General features: G+C 61.2%; 21 protein-coding genes. 3 read left to right on the plus strand and 18 right to left on the minus strand.

Features of this window, described 5'->3' with window-relative positions; translation table 11 throughout:
- Positions 1 to 9 precede the first annotated feature (9 nt).
- From NN662_RS05275 to NN662_RS05285, 3 genes are all read left to right on the plus strand, one after another.
- Positions 10 to 885, plus strand: a complete 876-nt coding sequence (locus NN662_RS05275) for an amidohydrolase family protein (RefSeq protein WP_261929257.1) — start codon at positions 10 to 12, stop codon at positions 883 to 885.
- Positions 882 to 2,444: an acyl-CoA dehydrogenase family protein gene (locus NN662_RS05280; RefSeq protein WP_261929258.1), complete on the plus strand. Its 1,563-nt coding sequence runs from the start codon at positions 882 to 884 to the stop codon at positions 2,442 to 2,444. Before NN662_RS05275 ends, NN662_RS05280 begins: the two co-directional genes overlap by 4 nt.
- 140 nt (positions 2,445 to 2,584) lie before the next feature.
- On the plus strand, positions 2,585 to 3,301 hold the full coding sequence (locus tag NN662_RS05285) for a ParA family protein (protein ID WP_261929259.1): 717 nt from the start codon (positions 2,585 to 2,587) through the stop codon (positions 3,299 to 3,301).
- Positions 3,302 to 3,307: 6 nt separating this feature from the next.
- Here NN662_RS05285 and NN662_RS05290 read toward each other — a convergent pair whose 3' ends face one another.
- From NN662_RS05290 to NN662_RS05375, 18 genes are all read right to left on the minus strand, one after another.
- Complete coding sequence (locus NN662_RS05290) at positions 3,308 to 5,056, minus strand: hypothetical protein (protein ID WP_261929260.1); 1,749 nt, start codon at positions 5,054 to 5,056, stop codon at positions 3,308 to 3,310.
- 111 nt (positions 5,057 to 5,167) lie between these two features.
- The gene (locus NN662_RS05295; protein ID WP_261929261.1) at positions 5,168 to 6,262 is read right to left on the minus strand and encodes a chemotaxis response regulator protein-glutamate methylesterase; all 1,095 of its coding nucleotides are present in this window, start codon (positions 6,260 to 6,262) and stop codon (positions 5,168 to 5,170) included.
- A gap of 3 nt (positions 6,263 to 6,265) precedes the next feature.
- Positions 6,266 to 7,150, minus strand: a complete 885-nt coding sequence (locus NN662_RS05300; protein ID WP_261929262.1) for a CheR family methyltransferase — start codon at positions 7,148 to 7,150, stop codon at positions 6,266 to 6,268.
- Entirely contained in the window at positions 7,147 to 7,644 is a 498-nt protein-coding gene (locus tag NN662_RS05305; protein ID WP_261931866.1) for a chemotaxis protein CheW, read from the minus strand. The genes NN662_RS05300 and NN662_RS05305 overlap by 4 nt, the downstream gene beginning before the upstream one ends.
- On the minus strand, positions 7,644 to 9,458 hold the full coding sequence (locus NN662_RS05310) for a methyl-accepting chemotaxis protein (RefSeq protein WP_261929263.1): 1,815 nt from the start codon (positions 9,456 to 9,458) through the stop codon (positions 7,644 to 7,646). The genes NN662_RS05305 and NN662_RS05310 overlap by 1 nt, the downstream gene beginning before the upstream one ends.
- Positions 9,459 to 9,629: 171 nt before the next feature.
- On the minus strand, positions 9,630 to 11,318 hold the full coding sequence (locus NN662_RS05315; protein WP_261929264.1) for a methyl-accepting chemotaxis protein: 1,689 nt from the start codon (positions 11,316 to 11,318) through the stop codon (positions 9,630 to 9,632).
- A gap of 23 nt (positions 11,319 to 11,341) precedes the next feature.
- Positions 11,342 to 11,854 carry a chemotaxis protein CheW gene (locus NN662_RS05320; protein ID WP_261929265.1) on the minus strand — a complete coding sequence of 171 codons (513 nt, stop codon included), beginning with the start codon at positions 11,852 to 11,854 and terminating at the stop codon, positions 11,342 to 11,344.
- Positions 11,851 to 13,893: a chemotaxis protein CheA gene (locus tag NN662_RS05325; RefSeq protein WP_261929266.1), complete on the minus strand. Its 2,043-nt coding sequence runs from the start codon at positions 13,891 to 13,893 to the stop codon at positions 11,851 to 11,853. The genes NN662_RS05320 and NN662_RS05325 overlap by 4 nt, the downstream gene beginning before the upstream one ends.
- The gene (locus tag NN662_RS05330) at positions 13,890 to 14,258 is read right to left on the minus strand and encodes a response regulator (RefSeq protein ID WP_261929267.1); all 369 of its coding nucleotides are present in this window, start codon (positions 14,256 to 14,258) and stop codon (positions 13,890 to 13,892) included. Before NN662_RS05330 ends, NN662_RS05325 begins: the two co-directional genes overlap by 4 nt.
- The gene (locus tag NN662_RS05335; protein ID WP_261929268.1) at positions 14,258 to 14,581 is read right to left on the minus strand and encodes an STAS domain-containing protein; all 324 of its coding nucleotides are present in this window, start codon (positions 14,579 to 14,581) and stop codon (positions 14,258 to 14,260) included. Before NN662_RS05335 ends, NN662_RS05330 begins: the two co-directional genes overlap by 1 nt.
- Positions 14,578 to 15,675 (minus strand): HD domain-containing phosphohydrolase, encoded by a 1,098-nt coding sequence (locus NN662_RS05340; RefSeq protein WP_261929269.1) that lies wholly within the window; start codon positions 15,673 to 15,675, stop codon positions 14,578 to 14,580. The genes NN662_RS05335 and NN662_RS05340 overlap by 4 nt, the downstream gene beginning before the upstream one ends.
- A gap of 225 nt (positions 15,676 to 15,900) precedes the next feature.
- Positions 15,901 to 16,866, minus strand: a complete 966-nt coding sequence (locus tag NN662_RS05345; RefSeq protein ID WP_261929270.1) for a helix-turn-helix transcriptional regulator — start codon at positions 16,864 to 16,866, stop codon at positions 15,901 to 15,903.
- A gap of 213 nt (positions 16,867 to 17,079) precedes the next feature.
- Positions 17,080 to 17,907: a carbohydrate ABC transporter permease gene (locus tag NN662_RS05350; protein ID WP_261929271.1), complete on the minus strand. Its 828-nt coding sequence runs from the start codon at positions 17,905 to 17,907 to the stop codon at positions 17,080 to 17,082.
- Positions 17,907 to 18,788, minus strand: a complete 882-nt coding sequence (locus NN662_RS05355) for a carbohydrate ABC transporter permease (protein WP_410010905.1) — start codon at positions 18,786 to 18,788, stop codon at positions 17,907 to 17,909. Before NN662_RS05355 ends, NN662_RS05350 begins: the two co-directional genes overlap by 1 nt.
- 61 nt (positions 18,789 to 18,849) lie before the next feature.
- Positions 18,850 to 20,124, minus strand: coding sequence for an extracellular solute-binding protein (locus tag NN662_RS05360; protein WP_261931868.1), 1,275 nt, complete (start codon positions 20,122 to 20,124; stop codon positions 18,850 to 18,852).
- A 74-nt stretch (positions 20,125 to 20,198) separates the two neighbouring features.
- Positions 20,199 to 21,269 carry an ABC transporter ATP-binding protein gene (locus NN662_RS05365; RefSeq protein ID WP_261929272.1) on the minus strand — a complete coding sequence of 357 codons (1,071 nt, stop codon included), beginning with the start codon at positions 21,267 to 21,269 and terminating at the stop codon, positions 20,199 to 20,201.
- A 9-nt stretch (positions 21,270 to 21,278) separates the two neighbouring features.
- Entirely contained in the window at positions 21,279 to 22,790 is a 1,512-nt protein-coding gene (locus NN662_RS05370) for an alpha-N-arabinofuranosidase (protein ID WP_261929273.1), read from the minus strand.
- Between the two features lie 126 nt (positions 22,791 to 22,916).
- Entirely contained in the window at positions 22,917 to 23,846 is a 930-nt protein-coding gene (locus NN662_RS05375) for an ArsR/SmtB family transcription factor (protein WP_261929274.1), read from the minus strand.
- Positions 23,847 to 23,964: the final 118 nt, after the last annotated feature.

The raw sequence follows: 23,964 nt of genomic DNA on the forward strand, positions 1-23,964 counted from the left end.
AGGTTTTACATGGTGGATTTTGCCAAGGTTCGCGCGATCGACATTCACACCCATGCCGAGGAGCCCTGCGGCTGCCATGCCGACGACGGCTATGACGAACTGCAATGCACGATGGCCGGCTATTTCGGCGCGCCATGGACACACCCGCCGACCATTCCGCAGACGGCGGCTCATTACCGCGAGAAGAATATCGCGGCGGTGATCTTCCCGGTCGACGCCGAACGCGAGACGGGCTATCGCCGCTATTCCAACGACGAGGTGCTGGAACTCGTCAAGCAGAACGACGACGTCCTCATTCCGTTTGCCTCGATCGATCCGTGGAAGGGCAAGATGGCGGTGCGCGAGGCGCGGCGGCTGGTCGAGGAGCATGGCATAAAGGGCTTCAAGTTCCACCCGACCATGCAGGGCTTCTATCCCAATGATCGCATGGCCTACCCGTTCTACGAGGTTCTGGCCGAGCATCGCTGCGTGGCCCTGTTCCATACCGGCCAGACCGGGGTCGGATCGGGCATGCGCGGCGGCAACGGAATGCGGCTCAAATATTCCAACCCGATGCATCTCGATGATGTGGCTGTCGATTTTCCCGACATGAACATCATCGCCGCCCATCCGAGCTTTCCGTGGCAGGAGGAGGCGCTGGCCGTCGCCCAGCACAAGCCGAACGTCTATATCGACCTCTCCGGCTGGTCGCCGAAATATTTCCCGCCGATCCTGGTGCGCTACGCCAACAGCATACTGAAGAAGAAGATGCTGTTCGGATCCGACTGGCCGATGATCTCGCCGGAAAAATGGCTCGACGCCTTCGACAAGGCGGACTTCAAGGACGAGGTGAGGCCGCTGATCCTGAAGGAGAACGCGATGCGTCTTCTGGGCGTTTCTCAATGATCCCGTTTGCGGCTCCCGTCGACGACATCCTCTTTTCGATGGTTCAGGTGGCCGATGCGACGTCCTTGCCGGGCTGGGACGGGGAATTGGCCGAGGGCATCATCCGTCACTTCGCCGATTTCGCAGAAGGGGTGATCGCGCCTCTGGACGAGATCGGCGACCGGCAGGGCTGCCGGCTCGAGGGCGGCCGGGTGCGCATGCCGGACGGCTTTGCGCCGGCTTTCCGCCAGCTTGTCGAAATGGGTTGGCAGGGATTGACCGCGCCCGAACAGTTCGGCGGCATGGGGCAGGGCGGGCTTGTCGCGGCCGGCATCTCGGAAATCTTCTCCGGTGCCTGCCATTCCCTGCAGATGGTGTGCAATCTCGTTCCCGGCGCCGTGTCCACATTGCTGGCCTTCGGGAGCGAAGCCCAGCAGGCCGAGTGGGTTCCACGTCTGTCGGCGGGCGAGGTCCTGTCGACCATGTGCCTGACGGAACCCGGTGCCGGTTCCGATCTGTCGCGCATCCGCACCCGGGCGGTGCAGAGCGGCGACGGCTGGCGGCTCGACGGCGAAAAGATCTTCATCTCCGGCGGTGACCAGGACATGTCGGATGACATCCTGCATCTGGTCCTCGCCCGCACCGGCGCGCCGGAGGACGGTGTCAAAGGACTGTCGCTCTTTCTGACCAGCCGATCGCGGGCGGGTGCGACGATCGGCATCGTGCGCATCGAGGAGAAACTCGGTCTGCACGCGTCACCCACATGCCAGATGGCGTTTTCGGGGACCCCGGCAGAACTGGTCGGCAAGGAGGGCGAGGGACTGAAGGCGATGTTCAAGGTGATGAACCACGCCCGACTCGATGTGGCGCTGCAGGGCGTCGCCCATGCTGCCCGCGCGTCCGCCATCGCCGCCGCCTATGCCGGCGAACGCGTGCAGGGTCGCCGGAGCGACGGCGGCTCGGCCGTGTTGGCGGACCATGCCGATGTGCGCCGGATGCTTGACGAGCAGCGCACGCTCGCGCTCGGTGCCCGCGCCATGGTGCATCTGACACTGGTCGAGCAGGCTCGCGGCGATGCCGGGCCGCTGGTCGACTTCCTGACGCCGGTCTGCAAGGTCTTCTGCACGGAGGCGGGTATCCGGGCGGCTGATCTCGGGATCCAGATCCTGGGCGGGTACGGCTATCTTGGCGAGTACCGGGTGGCGCAGACATGGCGCGACGCCCGCATCACTTCGATCTATGAGGGCGCGAACGGCATCCACGCGCTGGCGCTGGCCACACGCGGCTTGCGGGCGGATGGCGGCGCAGGCGCAGATTCCTTTGACGCCCTGATTTGCCGATTGACCGCGCATCCCGACGTGCTGCGGCTTCGCGATCGTTGGCGGGCGATGCGCGCCGGTCTTTCGGCCCAAACCGACCCGGCGTCACATGCCCACGATTTCATGACGCTGACGGGCGCCTTGCTGTTCCAATCGGTCTGGTCGCGGATTGCGGGTGTCAGCGAGGATGGCGAAACGTCCCGGCTGTTCGACTTCGTTCTTTCCCGCCGACAGAGCGACGGTGTCATGAGCGCCGCGTAAGAGGCTGCAATTTTCGGATGTGATCGACCGAAATAGCGCCCGAAAATTGACCGGACCGGCTGCTGTTAGCAGTCGGTTAACCATGAAACCTTATGATTTTCTTCGGAAATGTCGGCTAGCCATCAGCTTCGGAGCATATCATGACGGTCATCACTTTCGCCAATACCAAGGGTGGGGCCGGCAAGACCACGGCGGTGCTGATCATCGCGTGCGAGCTTGAACGCATGGGATATTCCGTCGCCGTTCTGGACTGTGATCCGCAGAACTGGATCTCCAAATGGTACGAGCAGCTCGGCGCCAATGTTCCGGCCAAGCTTTCGGTCGTGTCCTATGTCTCTGCCGCCAATCTCGATCGCAACATAAAGGCTGCGAAGACAAAGAACGATTTCGTCCTCGTGGATCTGCCAGGTTCCCGCAGTCCGCTTCTGGCCCAGGCGCTCGGCCATTCGCAATACGTGATCATTCCGGTGCAGGGCTCGGCCATGGATGCGCAGGGCGCGGCCAACGTCATCGAGATCCTGCAGTATCTGAAGGTTCGGGCCGGCATTCACATTCCGCATTCGGTCGTTTTGACCCGCATCAATCCCATGGTGACCACCCGCGCATTGCAGGCCGTAAAGGCCCTTCTGGAAGAAAAGCGCGTGCATCTTCTCGATACGCCGATCATCGAGCGTTCGGCCTTCCGCGATGTCTTCGGGGCAGGTGAGACGCTCTACACGATGGACGCCCAGCGCGTCAGCAACCTCGACAAGGCGCAGCACAACGCGCACATGCTCGGCATGGAAGTCTTCCGCCGGATCATGCCCTATGCGGTCGGCAGAACGACGGAAGAGGGTTCCGTCCTCAACGTTGCCTGACGTCGATCAGAAAAGGGCGTCCTCGAAGAGATCGTCATCGTCCTTTTGAGATTGCGCGGGAGCAGCGGCCGCGCCCGCGGACTCCGGCAAACCAAGCACGTGGACGTGGACATCCCGTTCCGACTTCATCGTATAGGTCTTGAAGACCTGGGTGGATATGGCGGAGGCAATCTCCTCCAGTCCCGTCAGATCGACCGTTGCGCTACGCGCAGACGCCGTGCGCTCGGCGCAGGCGGCGATGATATCCTGTATGCCGTGGTGGAAGTTGAGGCCGGTAGTGGCAGCGGCAAGCTGGGCGGAAACATTGCTGCCGCAGTCCCGCAGTTCGCCCATCTGCAGATCGACGGTGTCGGCCGCCGTGGTGACATGGCTGAGGGCGATGTCGATATGCGCCGACAGGTCCTGGCCGTCCCCTTCGGATCGGGTCTTCTGCAGGTCGCTCGCCAGGGTCTCCAGCCGGCGCAGGTTGACGAGTGCGCGATCCGCGGCTTCGTCCAGCTTGGCGGAAAATGTCCTCAGTTCGCTGGTGACGACGGCGATCGCGCGGCCTTCCTCGCCGAGCCTGCCGCAGCGCAGATTGGTATTGAGCGCCATGTACTGGATGTCTGTGCGGACCAGCTGAATGGTTTCGACGCTGCGGACAAGATCTTCCACCACGCCGTTGGCGGATGTGGAAAGCCGCATGGCCTCGGCGGCCGACCGTTCGATGGCGCCGACGGTGCCGCGGGCGTTTTCCAGGCCCGCCTTGACCGCCGCCAGAGGCGTTGTCTCCGTTCCGGCTTGGCGTGGCAGCAGGGTCTCGTAGACCTGCATCAGCGAAGAGGCGTCGTTAAAAAAGGCGCGGATATTGCCGACGATCGTGCTGCATTCGCGGGAGAAATCGCTGCTCAGCGCATTCAGCTGCTCGTGTACGAGCTTGGTGACGGCCGCAAGAAGCCGCTCCCTGCTGTCGTCGTCAAGTGCTGCTGCATTGGCTTCGATCTGGGCCTGGGCAATGGAATAGGCTGCCTGGCAGTGCTCGATGCGCTGGCGCGTGACGTCGCCGATCTGCAGCGCGGACAGGCTGCTGGCAAGCCGCCCCTGGACCTTGTGGGCCATGTCGGTGACCTTGGCCGCGACCTTGCCCAACGCTTCGCGCTGCGACTTGATGGCCCCGGCGTTGTTCTTCAGATCGGCGACGATCAGCGGAATATCCGCGTCATGGCGGCTCATCTTGGAGCCGCTGACCGCTGTCGCCTGACCGATCATGCCGTGCAGGGTGGCGATCCGGTCCGAGAGGCTTTTGACTTCCTTGGTCGCGAACTGGATCCGCTCGATGATCTCGACGGCGAAGCCGGCAAAGTCGGGAATATGCGCGCCGGTAATCTTGGCCGTGGTCGCGAAGGTCCTGAGGTAGCGGAGCGTTTCTTCCATCGCCTGGATTTCCCGGCCGAGAGCCTGGCCCTCGACACCGATCTCTCCAAGCCGCATGTCACGGAATGTCTGCGCTTCGGGAAGTTCGGCAATGAGGCTGGCCGTCAGGGCGAGTTCCTGGGACGCTTCGGCCGCCTCTTCCTCCTTCAGCGAGCCGCTGACCCTCTCCAGCACCTGGGTCAACTGGGTGAAAACCTCCAGAACCGAGACCAGCAGGGTCCCGCCCTCGAGAAACCTCTGCTCGATCTGCGATCTGGCCTCCTCCAGCCTGCACGCGATGCCGTCCGTATCGGCCGCCGCCACCTCGTAGGTGGCCGGTGTCAGTCTCGCCAAAGCATTCATGGTCTTCTTCGTGTCCCCGTTGTCCGCTTCATAAGAGGCAACAAACTGAAATGTCTGGTAAATTCCGTGGACTACTTCTGATCGTGCTTAATGTCCGGTAACACCCGGGATTCAGCCCAGATGCCGGCGGTCCGCGGCAAGCAATTCCCGGGCGATCTGTTCGAGCGGTACCACCCGATCGACGCCGCCGCGGGCGATCGCTTCCTTCGGCATGCCGAAGACGACGGAGGTCGCCTCGTCCTGGGCCACGGTGAAGGCGCCACCCTTGTGCATCTCTTCCATTCCGCGAGCGCCGTCATCGCCCATCCCGGTCATGATGATGCCCATGGCGTTGCTGCCGGCCGACCTCGCCGCCGACCGGAAGAGAACGTCGACCGACGGACGATGGCGGGAGACGAGCGGGCCATCCTTGATGGCAACGCAGTAGCGCGCGCCCTGACGTTCGAGCATCATGTGCCGGCCGCCGGGAGCGATCAGGACATGACCGCGAAGCACGGGGTCGCCGTTCTCCGCTTCCTTGACCTCGACCTCGCACAATCCGTTCAATCGGTTGGCAAAGGCGGCAGTGAACTTTTCCGGCATGTGCTGGACGATGACGATGCCGGGCGTGTTGGCCGGCAGGGCGACGAGAAATTCGCGTAGCGCCTCGGTTCCGCCCGTGGACGCGCCGACGCAGACGACCATTTCCGTCGTCTTGGCCATGGCCCTGCCGGTGGGGGGAGGCAGGACGGCATCGGCCGTCAGCTTGCCCTGGATCTTGGTCGGGGCCGGTACGAGGCGACGTCGCGCGCCCAATCGGGCCGCAGCGGCGCCCTTGACCGTTTCGCGGATCATCGCGCCGGTCTCTTCCAGATGGTCGGCTGCCGCGATCTTCGGCTTCAGGATGATGTCGACGGCGCCGGCTTCCAGCGCCTGCATCAGCGTTTCCGAGCCTGCCTCCGTCAGCGACGAGCACATCACCACCGGAATGGGATGCTGCGACATCAACTTGCGCAGAAAGGTGATGCCGTCCATGCGCGGCATTTCCACGTCGAGCGTGATGACGTCCGGGATCTCTTCCTGGATCTTCTTGGCGGCCATGAAGGGATCGGAGGCGACGCCGATGATCTCGATCTCGTTGTCGGCCTCCAGAACGCGGGTCAAGGCCTGGCGGACGCTGGCGCTGTCGTCGACGATCAGGACACGGATTTTCCTGCCGAGTTGCATGTCCTAGACCTTTCTGAACACCGTGTTGGCCACCTGCTTGACGGGCAACTTCAGGCCGGTGATCGTTTCCGAGTGGCCGACATAGAGGTAGCCGCCCTCCATGAGATTGTCGCAGAGCCGGGAGAGCACTTTCTGCTGTGTCTCCTTGTCGAAGTAGATCAGCACGTTCCGGCAGAATACGATCTGCATGAGATCGCCGACCTTGTAGCTGCTGTCCATCAGGTTCAGGCGCGCGAAACCGACGTGCGAACGCAATTTCGGATGAATGCGCACTTCGTCGCGTGCCTGATCGCGCGATTCCATGACATAACGGGCGCGTTGCGGCTTGGAGACCGGCTGGATCATGCCGGTGGGATAGATGCCGCGATGGGCGATCTTCAGGACGTCGGTCGACAGGTCTGTCGCCAGAATTGTGTAGTCAAGCTTCTGCCCGGATGCGGCCTTGAAGTCCTCCATCACCATGGCAAGCGTGTAGGGTTCCGCACCGATGGAGCAGGCGGCGCTCCAGAGCCGCAACCGCTTGTGGCCAGCGGCCGCCAGTTCGGGCAGGCTGGTCTGCATCATGTGTTCGAAGTGCTTCGGCTCGCGAAAGAAGTCGGTCTTGTTGGTCGTGACCGCATCGATCAGGTGCACGGCCTCGCTTTCAAGGCCGCCATGCTTGAAGAGGTAATCGCAGTACTCGTTCAGGTCTTGCAGGCCGGTCGGACGCAATCGGCGGCGGATGCGGCCCTCCAGCATGGTTCGCTTGGAGGAGGGCATCTTGATGCCGCTGTAATCGTATATGTAGCGCGCCAGCATCTCGAAATTGCGATGGGAGAGGCCGGAGACGTCGCCCGGCGACGCCTCTGCTTCAGTGTGCCGCTGCGCTCTTGCTGCACTTCCGATCATGCCATTTCCACCTGCTTTTGACCGATGCCGGTCAGGGATTTCGCATCGCTGTCGTCAAACAGGCGGGCGAGGTTGACGATGACCACGAAGTCCGTCTCGCGCCGGACAACGCCGGCGATATAGTCGGAGGGCCAGCGCACGCCGATATCCGGCGCGCCCTCGATGCCTGTCGCCTGAAAGGAGGCGACCTCGTGCACGCGGTCGGCAACGAGGCCGAGCGTCAACATCCGCCCGGCCAGCGGCACGTCGATGACCAGCACGCGCGTGTGCAGGGTCTTCTGCGTGGCGGACATGCCGAGACGCAGACGGAGGTCGATGATCGGCACGCCCTGGCCGCGCACGTCCCGCAGCCCCAAGAGGTAGTCCGGGCCATGCGGGATGCGGAACACATCCTGATGATCCAGGATTTCCCGAACCACCTCGACCGGAACGGCAAAGCATTCGTCGTCGAGGCTGAACGTTACATACTGTCCTTCGCCGGCCTTGTCCGCCATCATGCGCTCTCCTTGAAGTTGTTGTCGTCGCTGTCGGGACCGCCCATCGACATGTCGAGCGCGAAGCCCTTTGCGCGGGCCTGCTGGGCGGCAACCGTGTTGTTGGGCTTTTGCGCCGGCTTGGCCGGAACCTTGCGGGCAACCTGCTTGGCCGGGCTTGTCACGCGGACCTGATGGGCCGGTTTGCCGCCGACGCTGCTGTCGACCTTGAAGAAGGCGATCGAGGCCTGAAGCTCTTCCGCCTGTGCGGCGAGTTCTTCCGAGGTTGCCGACATTTCTTCCGAGGCGCCGGCATTCTGCTGGGTCACCTTGTCGAGCTGCTGGATGGCCTCGTTGATCTGCGAGGCGCCGATATCCTGCTCACGGCAAGCCGCAGAGATTTCCGAGACGAGCTCGGCCGTCTTGCGGATATCCGGGACCAGGCGTGCGAGCATCTCGCCTGCTTCGGTGGCAACGGAGACCGTCTCGCCGGAGAGGCCGGAGATTTCGGCAGCTGCCGCCTGGCTGCGCTCGGCGAGCTTGCGGACTTCGGAGGCGACGACCGCGAAGCCCTTGCCGTGTTCGCCGGCGCGGGCTGCTTCAACAGCGGCGTTCAGGGCCAGCAGGTCGGTCTGACGGGCGATTTCCTGGACGATGGAGATCTTCTGGGCGATCGTCCGCATGGCATTGACGGCCTTGTTGACGGCGTCGCCGGAAGCCTCTGCATCCTTGGCCGACTGACGGGCGATCTTTTCCGTCTGGGCGGCGTTGTCGGCGTTCTGCTTGATGTTCGACGCCATCTCTTCCATCGAGGCGGAGGCTTCCTCGGCCGATGAGGCCTGTTCGGTTGCGCCCTGCGAGAGTTGCTCGGAGCCCGAGGAGAGCTGCTGGCTGCCGGATGAGACGTTGTCGGATGCGGACATGGCATCGGCGACGACGCCGCGCAGGCGCTCGACCATCGACTGCAGCGAAATGCCGAGCGTATCCTTGTCGGAAAGCGGCTTGGGTTCGACCGTCAGGTTGCCGTTGGCGATCTGGTCGGCGATGTCGGCAGTATTGCGCAGGTTGCCTGTCATGACGTTGATCGTGTTGACCAGGTCCTTGATCTCATCGTTGGTCTTGATCTCGATGTCCTGGTCCAGATCGCCGATGGCGACTGCCTCTGCGACCGCCTGGATCTTCTTGAGGCCGTTATTGATGCCGAGAGCGATCCAGACTGCGACGGCGACAGAGAGTACGAACATGACTGCCAGAGCGCCAAGCAGCAGGTTGCGCGAGAAGGCGTATTGCTGATTGGTGGAATTGTCCGTCGCGGCCAGGTCGGTCGCAATCGCGTCGTTGAGGTCACCGAGTGACTTCAGCAATTCGCCCGCTGCGGCGCGGCCTTGGCTCATGGAGAGTTCGCCGGCCATCCGGTTGCTCTCGTCCGTGTTCTCGATAGCGAGCTTCAGCACTCTTTCCTGGATTTGCCGCCAAGCGGGGACATTGGCCAGGAATTCGGTGATCTTCGACTGAATTCCGGGGTTCTGGTCGAGCTGGATCTTGGCAGCCAGCGTTTCGATCTTCTGCTGGTTGCTGCGCACTTCCGTCACAAACGTGTCGACGAGCTTCGGGTCGGTGTTCAGAATTGCATTCTTTTCATTGCGGATCGCATTGAGAACGGCGTCAGAGAGGTCGCTTGAGTTGCGCAGGTTGGCAGCGGGACCCTGAATGATGTCGGTGATTGCAGTATTGAGTGAAGACAGATTCATGATTGCCATGACTGACATGCCGGTCGACAGCAGTATGAGAAGACTGAAAGCAAGTGCGAGTTTCAGCTTGATGGTGAAGCGCATTGAGGCATTCCCTGACGGACTGAGTGATTATTGAACGTGTCGGTGTTTAGTTGGCGGTCTAACGCACATTTTTTTGAGAGCATGTCGGGGAGGCCTCTCTCGAACCGGCGGTCATTCACCGGCTTCGATACGGCGCCTTGAGGCGCCGTATCTGCTTTATCGAACAGTCGCCTATGCGCTCTGCCGGAAGTCCGCGTCGTCTGCGTCCGGGCCGCCCATCGACATGTCGAGAGCGAAGCCCTTGACCCGTGCCTGCTGGGCGGCAACGCTGTTCTCCTTCCTCGGTGCAGCCTTCGTGACGGCCGGGCGGGCAGCCGGCTTCGCCGGAGCCTTGGCCGTGCGGGTGGCTGCAGACTTTGCGAGGTCGGCATTGTCGACCTTGAAGAAGGCGATCGAGGCCTGAAGCTCTTCTGCCTGAGCGGCGAGTTCTTCCGACGTTGCCGACATTTCTTCCGAGGCGCCGGCGTTCTGCTGGGTCACCTTGTCGAGCTGCTGGATGGCTTCATTGATCTGCGAGGCGCCGATATCCTGTTCGCGGCAGGCGGCGGAGATTTCCGCAACCAGTTCGGCCGTCTTGCGGATGTCCGGAACGAGGCGGACCAGCATTTCGCCGGCTTCCGTCGCGACCGTCACCGTCTCGCCGGACAGGCCGGAGATTTCGGCGGCTGCCGCCTGGCTGCGCTCGGCGAGCTTGCGAACTTCGGAAGCGACGACCGCGAAGCCGCGGCCGTGTTCGCCTGCGCGGGCTGCTTCGACAGCGGCGTTCAGGGCCAGCAGGTCGGTCTGGCGGGCGATTTCCTGGACGATGGAAATCTTCTCGGCGATCGTCCGCATGGCATTGACGGCCTTGGTGACGGCTTCGCCGGAGACTTCCGCATCCTTGGCGGACTGACGGGCAATCTTTTCCGTCTGGGCGGCATTGTCGGCGTTCTGCTTGATGTTCGACGCCATCTCTTCCATCGAGGCGGAGGCTTCCTCGGCCGAAGAGGCTTGTTCGGTCGCGCCCTGCGAGAGCTGCTCGGACCCTGCCGAAAGCTGCTGGCTGCCGGCGGACACGTTGTCGGAAGCCGACAGCGCATCGGCGACGACGCCGCGCAGGCGTTCGATCATCGAGTTGACGTGGCCGATCAGGTCACCGATTTCGTCGCGGGTCTTGACTTCGGCAAGTTCGGTCAGGTCGCCATCGGCAACCGTCTGCACGGTACGGACGGCGAGCGCAATGCCCTTGTTGATCGACATGATGATCCAGAGAGCGGCAATCAGGGCGACGATGGAGGCGACGGTAGCCACAGTGATCACGATGGTGCGGATCTTCGCGTATTCATCGGCGGCATTCTTGTCCGCGACGACCAGGCGGTCGCGTTCCAGATCGAAGACTTCAGCGAGAAGATCGTCGATTTTCGAGGCCGCCTCGCGTGCCGTGGTCGCCGAAATGCGCATGGCGCCAGCGGTGTCTCCGGCAAGAAGCATGCGGCGCATCTCGTCGTCATCCTGCCGGAAGCTGGCGGTCAGGTCCTTGAGCTTGTTCCAGTAGACCATGCCCTTTTCGGTGGCTTTGGAAAGGATGGTCGCGAAGTTTTTGTCAAAGGCAGCGCGCTCTTCGTCACTCTTGGCTATGTAGCCTTTCAGCTCCGAGATGGAATTTGCGTTCAGCATGTTCTTCTGCTGCCGGATCTGCTGCAGCTGGGCAATGTTGAGGTCCTGGGCGAGGCTGAGGCGCTCGGCGGGGCCATGGACGGCCTCGGACCAGTGATCGTTGACGGCGGCGAGGCTCATCACGTTGTAGACCGCGGTGCCAACCAGCATGGAGATGATGAAGCCGAAGGCCAATAAGAGCTTGAGTTTGATGGTAAAGCGCATTTGATTTTCCTCGATTTCTTTGGTCACGCCGATGCTTTGAGCGATTGCGCGCTCTGCGACGAAAAGATTGCCTGGAGGTTCGGGACGATGATGAATTCACCCTCGCGTTTGACGAGAGCGTGGATGTAGTCGGGCCGCCAGCGCATGCCGACGATGGGAGGCGGTTCGCTGGCGCTGGCCGCGAGACGGGTGACTTCGTAGACCTTGTCGGTCCGAATGCCGATCAGGGCCAGTTCGCCGTCGAGTTCGAGTTCCGTGACGACGATCCGGCTGTCGATCGTGACGTCGGATGCCTCCATCCCGAATGCGACGCGAATGTCGGCAAGCGGTATGACCTTGCCGCGGAAGTTTATGACGCTGCCGACGAAGGGCAGGCTGCCCGGCACGCTGGTTTCCGGCAGCAGGTCCAGGATTTCCTGAACGATGATCGCTTCGATGGCGAATATTTCGCCGTTAAGGCTGAAGGTGAGGACCGAAAGCTCCTCTTCATCCTTCCAAAGCGCCTTGTGGTCGGCCTTGCTGACTGTTTTCGTCATCCTGCTGCCCTCATTTGCGTTTCCTGGGACTGACCTGCGGCAACCAGATGCGCGACGTCGAGAATGAGCGCCACGTTGCCGTCGCCAAGGATCGTTGCGCCCGAGAAGGACGTGACATTGTTGTGAAGCTTCGACATGGACTTGATGACAGTCTGGTGGTCGCCGATGATCTGGTCGACAACCAGTCCGACCCGTTCGCTGCCGGTCGAGATAACGACGACCTTCTGGAATTTTTCCGGCTCCGTTCCGGTGCGGAAGAGTTCCCTGAGGCGGATGAACGGAACGAGATGATCGCGCAGCGAAATGAAGCTGCGCCCGCGCGAGCGAAGATCCTCTTCCACAGTCAGTTCGAGGCATTCCTCGACCGCCGAGAGCGGTATGACGTAGTTGCCGTTGCCGACCCGCACCAGAAGGCCGTCGATGATGGCCAGCGTCAGGGGGATGCGCAGCGCGATTTCCGAGCCCTTGCCGAACTCCGACTTGACGTCGATGGCGCCGCGAAGCGTCTCGATCGTCTTCTTGACGACGTCCATGCCGACGCCGCGACCCGAAAGGTTCGTGACCTTCTCGGCAGTGGAAAAGCCCGGCTGGAAGATCAGCTGCAGCAGCTCCTGGTCCGTCAGTTGCTGGCCGGGCTGGATGAGGCCGTTGGCTTCGGCCTTGGCGCGCACCCGGTCACGGTCGATGCCGCGGCCGTCGTCCTTGATGGTGATCACAACTTCGCTGCCGGTCTGGTGGGCGGTCAGCTGGACGCGTCCGGTCGCTAATTTGCCGGCTGCGATGCGATCCTGCGGGTTTTCCAGACCATGGTCGATGGAGTTGCGCACGAGGTGGATCAACGGATCGGCGAGCCGGTCGATGACCGTCTTGTCGACTTCCGTGGTCTCGCCTTCGGTGATCAGTTCGATGTCCTTGCCGGTTTCGCGGGCCAGATCGTGCACGAGACGGCGGAAGCGGCTGAAGAGGCTCGCCACCGGCATCATCCGCAGAACCATCATGGTGTCGCGCAGTTCGCCGGATAGGCGTTCGATTTCTTCGGAGACCGAGCGCAGGCCGAGATCGGCGAGCGAGCTGGTCATCTGGCTCAATCGCGACTGGGCTATGACGAGTTCGCCGACGCGGTCCATCATTTCGTCAAGGCGGAGGGCCGGAACGCGGACGTTGTCTGCCTGGCGCTGAGCCTTCGCGTCGTTCGGCTGAGCCTTGCTGCTTTCGCTGGAAGCGGAGGCTTCGCGGGCAACCGGTGCCGGATCGGATACGGCCATTTCACCCGGCTTGGCCACGGGCTTGGCAACGACTGCGACTTCCGCCAGGGCGGGCGTGACATCCGTCAGCTCCATCGTCATGTCATCCATGACGAAGATGAAGACGTCCTCGATCTCGCTCTGGGGCTTGTCGGTGTTCAGCGTGACCGTCCAGGAGAGATGGATTTCCCGCGGATCGAGATCGTCGAGGAGCGGAATGTTGTCGGTTTCGGCGATGATGTCGCAGTCGCCGAGCTCCCGCAGCTCGTCGAGAAGGCCGAGCGGGTTGGTGCCGTTGATCATGGCGTTTGCCGGCAGGCTGAACTTCAGCAGCCAGGACCGCATTCCGGACGCGGCGGCGGTTGCGGGTTCGGTAACCGGGCCTGCTGCGGTCTCAGCACTGCGAACCGGAGCGCCGCCGGCGCCATCGACGGCGCGCTGCAGGTTTTCCAGCAGCTTGCGGCTCATGTCCTCATGGTCGCCATTCGGTGTTTCCAGCAGCGCCTGCATGTGTCCCTGGGCATCGAGAACGGCACCGACGAGTTCTTCGGTTGCCGGGGCTTCGCCCTTGCGGACACGATCGAACGCCGTTTCGCAATGATGCGTGAAGGCTGCGAGCTGATCGAAGCCGAACATCGAGCCCGAGCCCTTGAGCGTATGGAGGCCCCGGAATACAGCGTCGATCTGGGCGCGATCATCGAGATTGCGCGTCAGGTCGAGGAGCCCCGCCTCGATCAGCTCGAGCTGTTCGGCGGCCTCGGTCATGAAGACTGCGATCGGGTCCAGATTGTTCATCGTCCGAGAACCTTCCGCACGATCTTGACGAGGGTGTCGGGCTCGAACGGCTTGGTCAGCCAGCCGGTCGCGCCGGCGGACTTGGCCTGCTGCTTGAGTTCGCCGTCGGACTCCGTCGTCAGGAAGACGACCGGCGTCCCCATGTAGGCCGGCAGCTGTCGCAAGCTGCGGATCATGGTCAGGCCGTCCATGTTCGGCATGTTGAGGTCGGTGACGATCAGGTCGAAGCTTCCGGCCTTCATCTTGTCGAGGCCGTCGGCGCCGTCGACCGCTTCCGTTACCGTGTAGCCGGCTCCGGTGAGGGCAATGCGTGTCGTCAGCCGAATGCTTGCGGAATCGTCGACGGTCAGAATGTTTGCGCTCATTATTGCAATCCTTTTATCCAGAAATCTTTCAATTCAGCGCCGTCGGCGAGGAAGCCGCCGCGCTGCAAGGTCGTGGGAAATGAGCCCTCTGCGGGGGCGTTCAAGATCAGGTCGATGCCTTTCTGTTCGGTCGTCTTGAGGGCTGACAGCAGCATCTGCGGCGTCGTCAGGTCACACTCGGCCTCTTCGTCGATGTCGATGTGCAGGGGCACGCCGCGGGCCGAGGCGGCTTCCAGGGATGCACAGATGCGCTCCTTGACATCGGCCGCCGTCTTGATTGTCAGCGCGCCGTCAAGGCGCAAAATTTCGGGATGTTCGGTCATGCGACTTTTCCGGTTTTTGAGGATGCGTGGGCAGAGGTGGAGGAACGTTCCTCGTCTGCCGAAAACTGATCGGGCTCGCGGTAGAGCTCCCTGATTTTCTGCCATTGCCGGCAGAAAGCCGCGACGCAGGCGGGATCGAAGTGGCTGCCGCTGCAACGGATGATTTCCTGGAACGCCTTGTCGACGGGCCAGGGTTGCTTGTAGGGGCGTTCGCTGCAGAGCGCGTCGAAGACGTCTGCGACCGCGACCACGCGCCCTTCGATCGGAATGTCCTCCTGGCTGAGACCCTTCGGATATCCGCTGCCGTCCCATTTCTCGTGGTGACTTTCTGCGATCCGGGCCGCCATCTGGATGACGGGCGAGGAGCTGTCGCTGAGGATTTCGGCTCCGAGAGAGGGATGCTGGCGCATCGTCCCGAACTCCTCCGTGCTCAGCCGACCGGGCTTGAGCAGGATGGCATCCGGAATGCCGATCTTGCCGACGTCATGAAGCGGGCAGGCGAGGTAGATCGTGCGCACCAGCTTCGCATCGAGACCCAGCTCACCGCCGATCAGGGCGGCAACCGTTGCCACGCGGGCGACGTGTTCGGCAGTCTCGCCGTCCCGGCAGGACATGGCTTTGGACAGCCTCCAGATGAGCTCCTCTTCCTGGCTGGCGATCTGCCTGTTGGCCGCGGCGATATCGGCTTCGAGTTTGATGGTCCGTTCCGCCAGCTGGCGTTGCGCGCACCAGAGGTTCATGAGGTTGCGGACCCGGATCGTAAGCTCGGCCGTATCGATGGGCTTGTTGACGAATTCCGTCGCGCCGGCTTCCATGGCGGCCAATTTGACACACGCATCGGTTTCAGAGGTGAGCATGATGATGGGAATGTCCGGCGTCATGGCATGACGCCTGACCTTCCGTATCAATTCGACACCATTCATCCGCGGCATGGTGTAGTCCACCAGAAGCAGGTCCGCGTCATTCGTTCTCAGCTCTTTCAATGCATCAAGCGGCTTGGTGAACGCGCAGACTGTAATGCCTTCGATCTTCCCGATGGCGCTTTCCAGAAAGGAGACAACCGAGGTGCTGTCATCGACAATAACTACGCGCATGTAACCCCCGCTTCGCGCGAGGTTTCCACCAGGGCGCGAAAGAAAATTCTTGCAATAGATGTTGGATTTAAATCCGCATCATGCGGTAAAAAGCCTTTATACGAAGGCTTGGGGCGCTATTGAGTAAAGATCGTAAACCTTAATTGTGACTTAAATTTCAGTCTGGAATTTAGCAGGCGTTTCAACTTATGCGTAAGTGTGATGGTTGTGCGCTTTTGTGATATATTACGACTTTGACATCTGCGCTTTCCTGCGCGTTTCGGACGGAGCCTCACCGTAGAGCGTGCGATACCTTGCCGCGAAGTATCCAAGGTGTCTAAATCCCCACACGTGGGCGATCTCACTCACGCTCATGCCACTGGACGGATCGAGCAGGGCCTGACGGGCCCTTTGCAGCCGCAACCTCTGGACGTAATTTATCGGGCTGGTTCCGACGTCATCCTTGAAGGCCTGTTGCATGCCGCGCATGCTGACACCAATCGCCTTCGCGACATCCTCCATGGTGAAATCTTCCTGCAAATGCTCATGCAACCAGGAAATGGCGCGTCGGGCCGTATTGCCATAGTCTGCCATGCCACCCGGGGAATCGTGGGACGGCCAATAGTCGATGAATGCTGCGATGATCGCTTCCTTCACCCGAAGTGCAGCAAAAGGAGACCTGATGAAGGGATGGATGTCCGACTGGTCACCGATCAGCACCATCGCCATGTCTTCGATGATCGAGAGGCTATGTGCTTCGATCCGGACAACGGATTCCAATCCGCCCAGTTGTTCCTCCGGGGCGACGGCGTGGTTGGAAGCCAGAGACGCGTATCGCGCAATGGGAATCTCTGCGTGGAGAAGCGTCGATCCGGCGGATGCTTCGAATTCCAGCCGCTCGCCGCCGAGACGCAGGTGAGCAGTTCCCGCGGCGACCTCTACGGCGGCATTCTTGCTCTTGAGGCGCACGCTTCCGGATTGAACCAGGAACAGCCCGAAGTACCCTTTTCCGGCGGAAATCTGGCTGCAATGGTATCCTGTCCGGGAGGAAAGTTGCGCCAGTTTCAAATTGCGTGTGGTAGAGAGCTGCAGTCGTATATCGAAGCCGGATTGCTCGCCAGTCGGCCACACTTTCGTTTCGCGATAAGATCTCGTGACGAAATTGCTGAACTCAACGGGGTCTGTTGTCTCGATGAGACATTTTCGTAACATGGATCTCCGGTTCCCGGCGGCCGGACATGAGACGAAACTGCTTGCTCCGAGCCGCGTCGTCTGGTGACAGTCCGCTTGCGTTTGGTCAATTTAAAAGACAAACACGGCTCGGTATATTGTCAAAAGATAGAAGGCCCAAAGATGGTTCAATATTCTTTTGCCCAGCATTTCCCGCGAGCGCGGATCGAATGAATGTAACCTTGCTATCGCGGCCTATCCCTTGACCCCCGAGGAGATCATTACCGCCTCGGTCACCTTCTTCTGGAAAACGAGATAGGCCACTGCGACCGGCATGGCGGCGAGAAGTGCGACAGACATCAGCCGGGCATAATGCACGCCAAAGGCATCGTTAACCTGGGTGATGCCGACCGGGATCGTCATCATGTCTTCCGACGTGACGATCAGGAACGGCCAGAAGAAGGCGTTCCACACACCGATGAAGGTGATGATAGCCAGCGCCGTGGTGATCCCCCAGTTCAGTGGCAGGTAGACCTTGAAGAGAATGGTGTATTCGCCGCCGCCATCGAGCACTGCCGCCTCGCGCATTTCCTTCGGCACGGCGTCGAAGAACTGCTTGTAGACGATGATGACCACCGGGACGATCAGCTGCGGCAGGATAATGCCGCCCCAGGTGTTGATGAGGCCCATCTTGTGCATGAGGATGAACTGGGTGACGACGAGCGCCTGCGTCGGCACCATGAAGCTTGCCAGCACGATGCCGTAGAGCAGGCGGCGGCCGGGAAAGCGGATCTGCGAGATCGCATAGGCGCACATCAGCGAAAACAGGATGACGACGACGGTGACGATCACCGCCGTGCCGACCGAATTGAAATACCAGGTCATGATCTTCGTGTTGAAGATGGCTTCGACATAGGCGGTCAGCTGGAATTCGTCCGGCAGGAGGCTGGCATTGCTGACGACGCGCTCTTCCGAGCGGATCGAGGTGATCAGGGCCCAGTAGAGCGGAAAGATCCAGACGGCGGCGGCCGTCAGCGTGATCAGCGTCAGGATGATGTTTTCTGTTTTGCGCGCCGGGCTCATTATCCCCTCCGGATGCGAAGCAGCTGGAACTGAAGCACCGATACGCCGGCGATCAGAACGAATAGAACCGTGGCGACAGCAGACGAATAGCCGCCGTGATTGAGCTGGAAGGCCTCGCGGTAGACCTTGAGCAGCAGCACATAGGACGAATTGAACGGGCCGCCCTGGCTCAGGAGGTAGATCTGGTCGAATATCTTCAGCTGCAGGATGAGTTGCAGGGTCAGTACGAGTGCGGTCACCGGCCAAAGCAGCGGCCAGGTCACGCGCCGGAACCGCTGAAAGCTGGTGGCGCCGTCGAGCGCCGCGGCCTCATAGAGTTCCTTCGGAATGTTGCGCAGCCCGGCGATGAACAGCAGGACGTTGAAGCCGTTCGTCCACCAGATCGTGACGACCGCGACCGTCGGCATCACCCAGTAGGGGTTCTTGAAGACGGCGACCGGCTTTCCGGAAATCAGCGAGATCAGCGGCTGCAGGACGCCGAACTGGAAGTCCAGCATCCAGGCCCAGATTTCCGTGACAACGGAGACGGGCAGGACGTAGGGCAGGAAGAAAAGCGTCATGACCAGCGCCTGCATTCCGCCTTTCAAACGGTTGACGGCGAGCGCGATCATCAGGGCGATAATGGTCGTCGGCACGACGGTCAGCAGGATGAAATAGCCGTTGTTCTTCAGGGATGTGATGAAGAGACGGTCGGTTATCAGCTTGACGTAGTTGTCGAAGCCGACCCAGTTCCCCGGACCGATCAGCGGTGCGTCGGTGAAGCTGAGGCGCACCATCTCGACGACCGGATAGAGAAAGAAGAGCGTGAAGGTGATCACGAACGGCGCCACCATCGATAACGCAATCAGCGACTTCTTGCGCCGGTTTTCAATCATGGCCATGGGTTTTCTCTCCGTCTGGACTGCCCCGGCCGATCAAGGAACCGGCCGGGGCGGCTAGGCGTTACTTCAACTGACCCTGCAGCTCTTCCTGGATCTGCGTGACCGCATCCTCAGGGCTCATGTAGCCGTGGATCGCCGGCGAGATGATGTTGATTGCAGCATCATAGGCAGGCGAGGCGACGCCGGTGACGCGCGTCTGCGGGTCATAGGCGGCGTGAGCGGCAAGCGAGGCATAGGTCGCATTTGGCTCCATGCCCTTGTATTCATCGCTTTCGGTGACGGGCTTGTAGGCCGGAATGTGACCGGCGGAGGCCCACTTGATGGCATGCTTCTCCATCCAGCCGATCACTTCCATGACCGCCTTGCGCTTTTCGCCGGAGATCGTCTTGTCACCCTGGTTCGGGATGGCGAAGGCGTGCGAATCTGCCCAAGTGGCCGGCTGGCCCATCAGCGGCGGGATTTCGACCGCGCCCCACTTGAAGCCGAGCTTGCCGCTGGCCTCGAGGTCGTTGAAGGTCGGCACTTCCCAGACGCCGTTCAGCTGGAAGGCGGATTTGCCGGAGGAGAAGAGCGCGACCGAGGCTTCGTATTCGGCCTGCTGCGGTGCCCAGCCTTCCTCCTGCCAGTGGGTCATGGTCTGGATCGCCTTGGCGGCCTTGGCGGCATTGTCGCCCGGCAGGACCTGACCATCGGCGATGAACTCGCCGCCCTGTTGTTTCAGCAGGGTGTAGAAGACGCGCCAGACGCCGCCGTCGCCGCCTGTCTGATAGGTCAGCGGCGTTTCCATGCCGTTGTCCTTCAGCCATTTCAGTGCGCCTTCGAAGTCGGCCAGCGTCTTGATGCCGGTCAGCTTGCCGTTGTCGTCGAGATAGGGCGAGCCCTTCAGGGCGTCGGCATTGTAGTAGAGAATGATTGCGTGGATATCGAACGGCACGGCGTAAAGCTTGCCATCATAGGTCGCAGCCTTGATCGGCGCCTCGAAGAAATCGCCACGGCTGAGGCCGGCATTCTTCATGTCCTCGTCGGTGATTTCGCTCAACACGCCTTCTTCAAGGCCGAGCGGTGCGCGCGACAGGTGATAGGTCATGACATCCGGGCCTTCGCCGACCGCAACGGAGGTGCGGACCTTGGTATAGAAGGGGACGCCCCATTCCAGCGTCGTGCCGCTGATCTGGATATCTGGATGTTCCTTATTGAAGCCGTCGATGAGTGCCTTCATGCGCACGCCGTCGCCGCCGCTCAGGAAATCCCACCAGACGATGTTCTGCTGGGCCAGCGCCGGCAGCGCCGTCAGACCGATGACGCTCGTCATCAGCAATGTCTTCAAATACTTCATCATGCTTTCCTCCCTTGTGTGACACACCGCCAATCGCTCCCTCTGGCGGATCCTGGTAATGAAACGAAGTTGCGCTAGCGCAGCCGGCTGCCGTCCCTGGCAAACAGCATGAGGTTTTCCGGATCGCAGCTCAGATGGATCGTCTCGCCGCCGCCGGCCTCCCGCCTGCCGCGCCGTTCGACCACGATTTCACGGCCATCCTTCAACCGTGTGTGGAGATAGGAGACGCCGCCGAGATCCTCGGCCATCTCAATAGTCGCGGCAAAGCCGTCGCCGGTGACATCGAGATGTTCCGGGCGCATTCCGACCGTCAGCTGGGTTCCTGTCGGCAGATCGGCCGCGACGCCCGCGGTCATGACCGTGCCGGTGCCATCGAGCTCGACCTTGAGGCCGGTTTCATCCCGGCCGCGAACCGTCGCCGCCAGGAAATTCATGGCCGGCGAACCGATGAAGCCGCCGACGAACTGGTTGTCAGGATTGTCGTAAAGCTGCAGCGGCCTGCCGGACTGTTGCAGAACGCCCTTCTTCAGGACGAAGATCTGGTCGGCGAGCGTCATCGCCTCGACCTGGTCGTGCGTCACATAGATCATGGTGGCGCCGATCTGCTTGTGCAGGCGGGCAAGCTCGAGGCGCATCTGCACCCGCAGTTCCGCATCGAGGTTCGACAGCGGTTCGTCGAACAGGAAGACCTTCGGCTGGCGGACGATCGCGCGGCCGATGGCGACACGCTGGCGCTGGCCGCCCGACAGCTGTGACGGCTTCTTCTGCAGCTCGTCTTCGAGTTGCAGAATGCGGGCCGCCTCGTGCACCATGTCGCGCACCTGGCCTTTCGGTGCGCGCCTCAGCCGCAATGAGAAGGCCATGTTCTCGAAGACGGAGAGATGCGGATAGAGCGCATAGGACTGGAACACCATGGCGACGCCGCGCTGGGCCGGCTCGACATTGGTGACGTCCTCGCCTTCGATCATGATCGATCCGCCGGAGGTTTCCTCCAGCCCGGCAATCATTCTCAGAAGCGTCGATTTTCCACAGCCCGACGGTCCGACGAACACGGCGAAATCGCCCTTCGGGATGTCCAGCGACACGTCGTGGATGACGCCGAAGCTTCCGTAGCTCTTCTTCACATTGCGAAGCTGAATGCTCATGGTTCCGCCTCAGCTCACCTTGAGACGCAGGACGTGGTAGGAGAGCGGCGCCAAAGATCCCTTCAGCTTGCCGTCCTCCATGCCGACGCCCGAACCGTTGGTCGGCTTGACGTGGTCCTGCCGGTCGGGACCGTTGGTTTCCTCCAGCCCGTAGCCCTGCATGACGAAGTGCTCCGCAAGTGACGGATTGGCAAAGCCGGTCAGCGAGACGTCGAGATCGGCCTTCTCCGTCAGGTGGCGGTTGACGATGAACAGCGTCAGCATGCCGCCTTCCTTGTCGTGGACGGCGGAGACGTCGAGATAATTGACGTCGTCGGCGACGCGGCAGTCATAGGTCGGACCGGAGACGGCGACGTTCAGCGCATCGCCGCGGCCGTAGAGCGACGCCATCTGGTAGGGGTAGTAGATCGTCTGGCGCCAAGCCGGCCCACCCTTTTCGGCGCGGATCGGGGCAATGACGTTGACCAGCTGGGCGATGCAGGCGATCCGGACCCGGTCGGAGCGTCGAATGAACTCGTTCAGGAGGCCGGCGACGAAGAGCGCGTCCTCGAAATTGTAGTCTTCCTCGAGGAGGGCAGGGGCTTCCGGCCAGTCCCACTCCTTGATCCGGCGGCCGTCTTCCTCGCGGATGTGGTACCAGACATTCCATTCGTCAAAGCAGATATGGACGTCGTTCTTGGCGCGCTTCTTCGACTTCACATAGTCGATGGTGCCGGCAATCGTCTGGATGTAACGGCCGGTTTCCTCGATCTTGCCGAAGTAGTTCAGCGTGTCCTTGCTGTTGTTGCCGAAATATTTGTGCAGCGAGATGTAGTCGACGTTCTCGTAGCATTCCTCGAGAACCTGGCGCTCCCATTCCGGGTAGGTCGGCATGCCGTCGTTGGAGCTGCCGCAGACGATCGCCTCGATCGTCGGGTCGAAGCCCTTGAAGGCCTTGGCGGTTTCATTGGCGAGGCGGCCGTATTCGGTCGCCACCTTGTGGCCGATCTGCCAGGGGCCGTCCATCTCGTTGCCGAGGCACCACATCTTGACGCCATAGGGTTCGTTGCGGCCGTTGGCGCGGCGGCGATCGCTCAAGGTCGTGCCGCCGGGGAAATTGACGTATTCGAGGAAGTTGCGGGCGTCTTCCAGTCCGCGCGAGCCGAGATTGACGGCGAGCATCATGTCGATGCCGGCCATTTCCGCCCAGATGGCGAAATCGTCGATGCCGACCTGGTTGGTCTCCTTCGAACGCCAGGCGAGATCGAGGCGAACCGGGCGCTTGTCCTTCGGGCCGAGCCCGTCTTCCCAGTTGTAGGCGGAGACGAAGTTTCCGCCCGGATAGCGGATCGCCGGAATCTTCAGATCCTGCACGAATTTCAGCACGTCCTTGCGGAAGCCGTTGGCATCGGCTTCGGGGTGCCCGGGCTCGTAAATGCCGCTGTAGATCGCCCGACCCATATGCTCGATGAACGCGGAATAAAGCCGGTTGTCGATCGTACTGACACGAAAATCCCGATGGACAGCAACGCGTGCTTCCATTCTATCCTCCCAAGTTGTGTATCGATAAATCAGATATGCATCTGAATTGACGATAAACTCATGGCAAGTCGGGTTTTTGTCAACAGCCTTAATGTGCTGCACCGCACAGAGCGACGGTGGTTTTTATTAAGAGACTGTATTCAATCGCAAAATTATGTCCTGATCGTAGTTCCCGAAGCCGCGGCCAAAGATGTTGACGCCACCGGGATGGCGGCCGTCGGCCTTGACCTCGATCTTCAGCCGTATCGAGCGATGATTGTCGATATCGAGATCGGCGATGACGACATCCGAGATCTTCTGCCCGTCGACATAGGTGCCGTCCGGGCCGACCATCCAGGTTTTCAGCATGCCGTATTGCGAGCCCTTGAGCTTCCACCAGGAGGGGGTAAGCAGGCCGCGATGATCGCCGAAATCGCCGGGCGAGGTCCAGACGCCGATCTCCTTGCCGTTGATCGACAGCAGGATGTCGGAGGGCCAGTTGCTCAGCGTTCCCGGCACCTCAGAGCTGATTTCCATAACGACTTCAAGGCTTTCGACGCCCACGCCCTTGAGTTTGGCATTGTTGGGAAACTGATATTCGATGAAGCCGCTGGTAAACCACAGAAGGTTTGCCTTCATGCGCTCGGGGTCCATGAAGGTGTCGGGAACGTCGAGAAGGCCGATAATGCCTTCGGTGGAACAGATGCCGCAGGGGCCGGTGACCGTGCTGCCGGTGTAGAGTCCGAGCGGCATGGAGACTTCGATCCGGTTCGGCATGATCTTGGTTGGCGAGGGATTGAACGCCAGAATGAGTTCGTCATAGACGACGTAGCAAACCTTCTGGCTGCCCTTGCGGGCCTTCCTCACTTCCGTCCGGATAAGTCCTGCCGTTTCAAGGCTTTGCAGGTGAGAGGAGGCGGAGGACTGCGGCAATCCGGCGGCCTCGGCAAGCTCGTTGACATTCATCCCCGGGTTTTTCGCCAGCTCCTGCATCAGTTGCAGACGGGGCAGGGAGGCAATGGCCTTCAGCAGCGCGACGTCTTTTTCCGGGTCGATGACGAGAAATTTCGGATTCATGCCGGCGTCCTGGTATTTTGATCAGATTCCCATGTCTATATCGTATTTTTCGATATTTACAAATCGATATGGATCAACGCGGCGAAATACCGTCGGGGGATTTGAAAGCGGGGTGTTG

It is taken from the genome of Rhizobium sp. NRK18 (genome assembly GCF_024385575.1).
Lineage (GTDB): Bacteria > Pseudomonadota > Alphaproteobacteria > Rhizobiales > Rhizobiaceae > JANFMV01.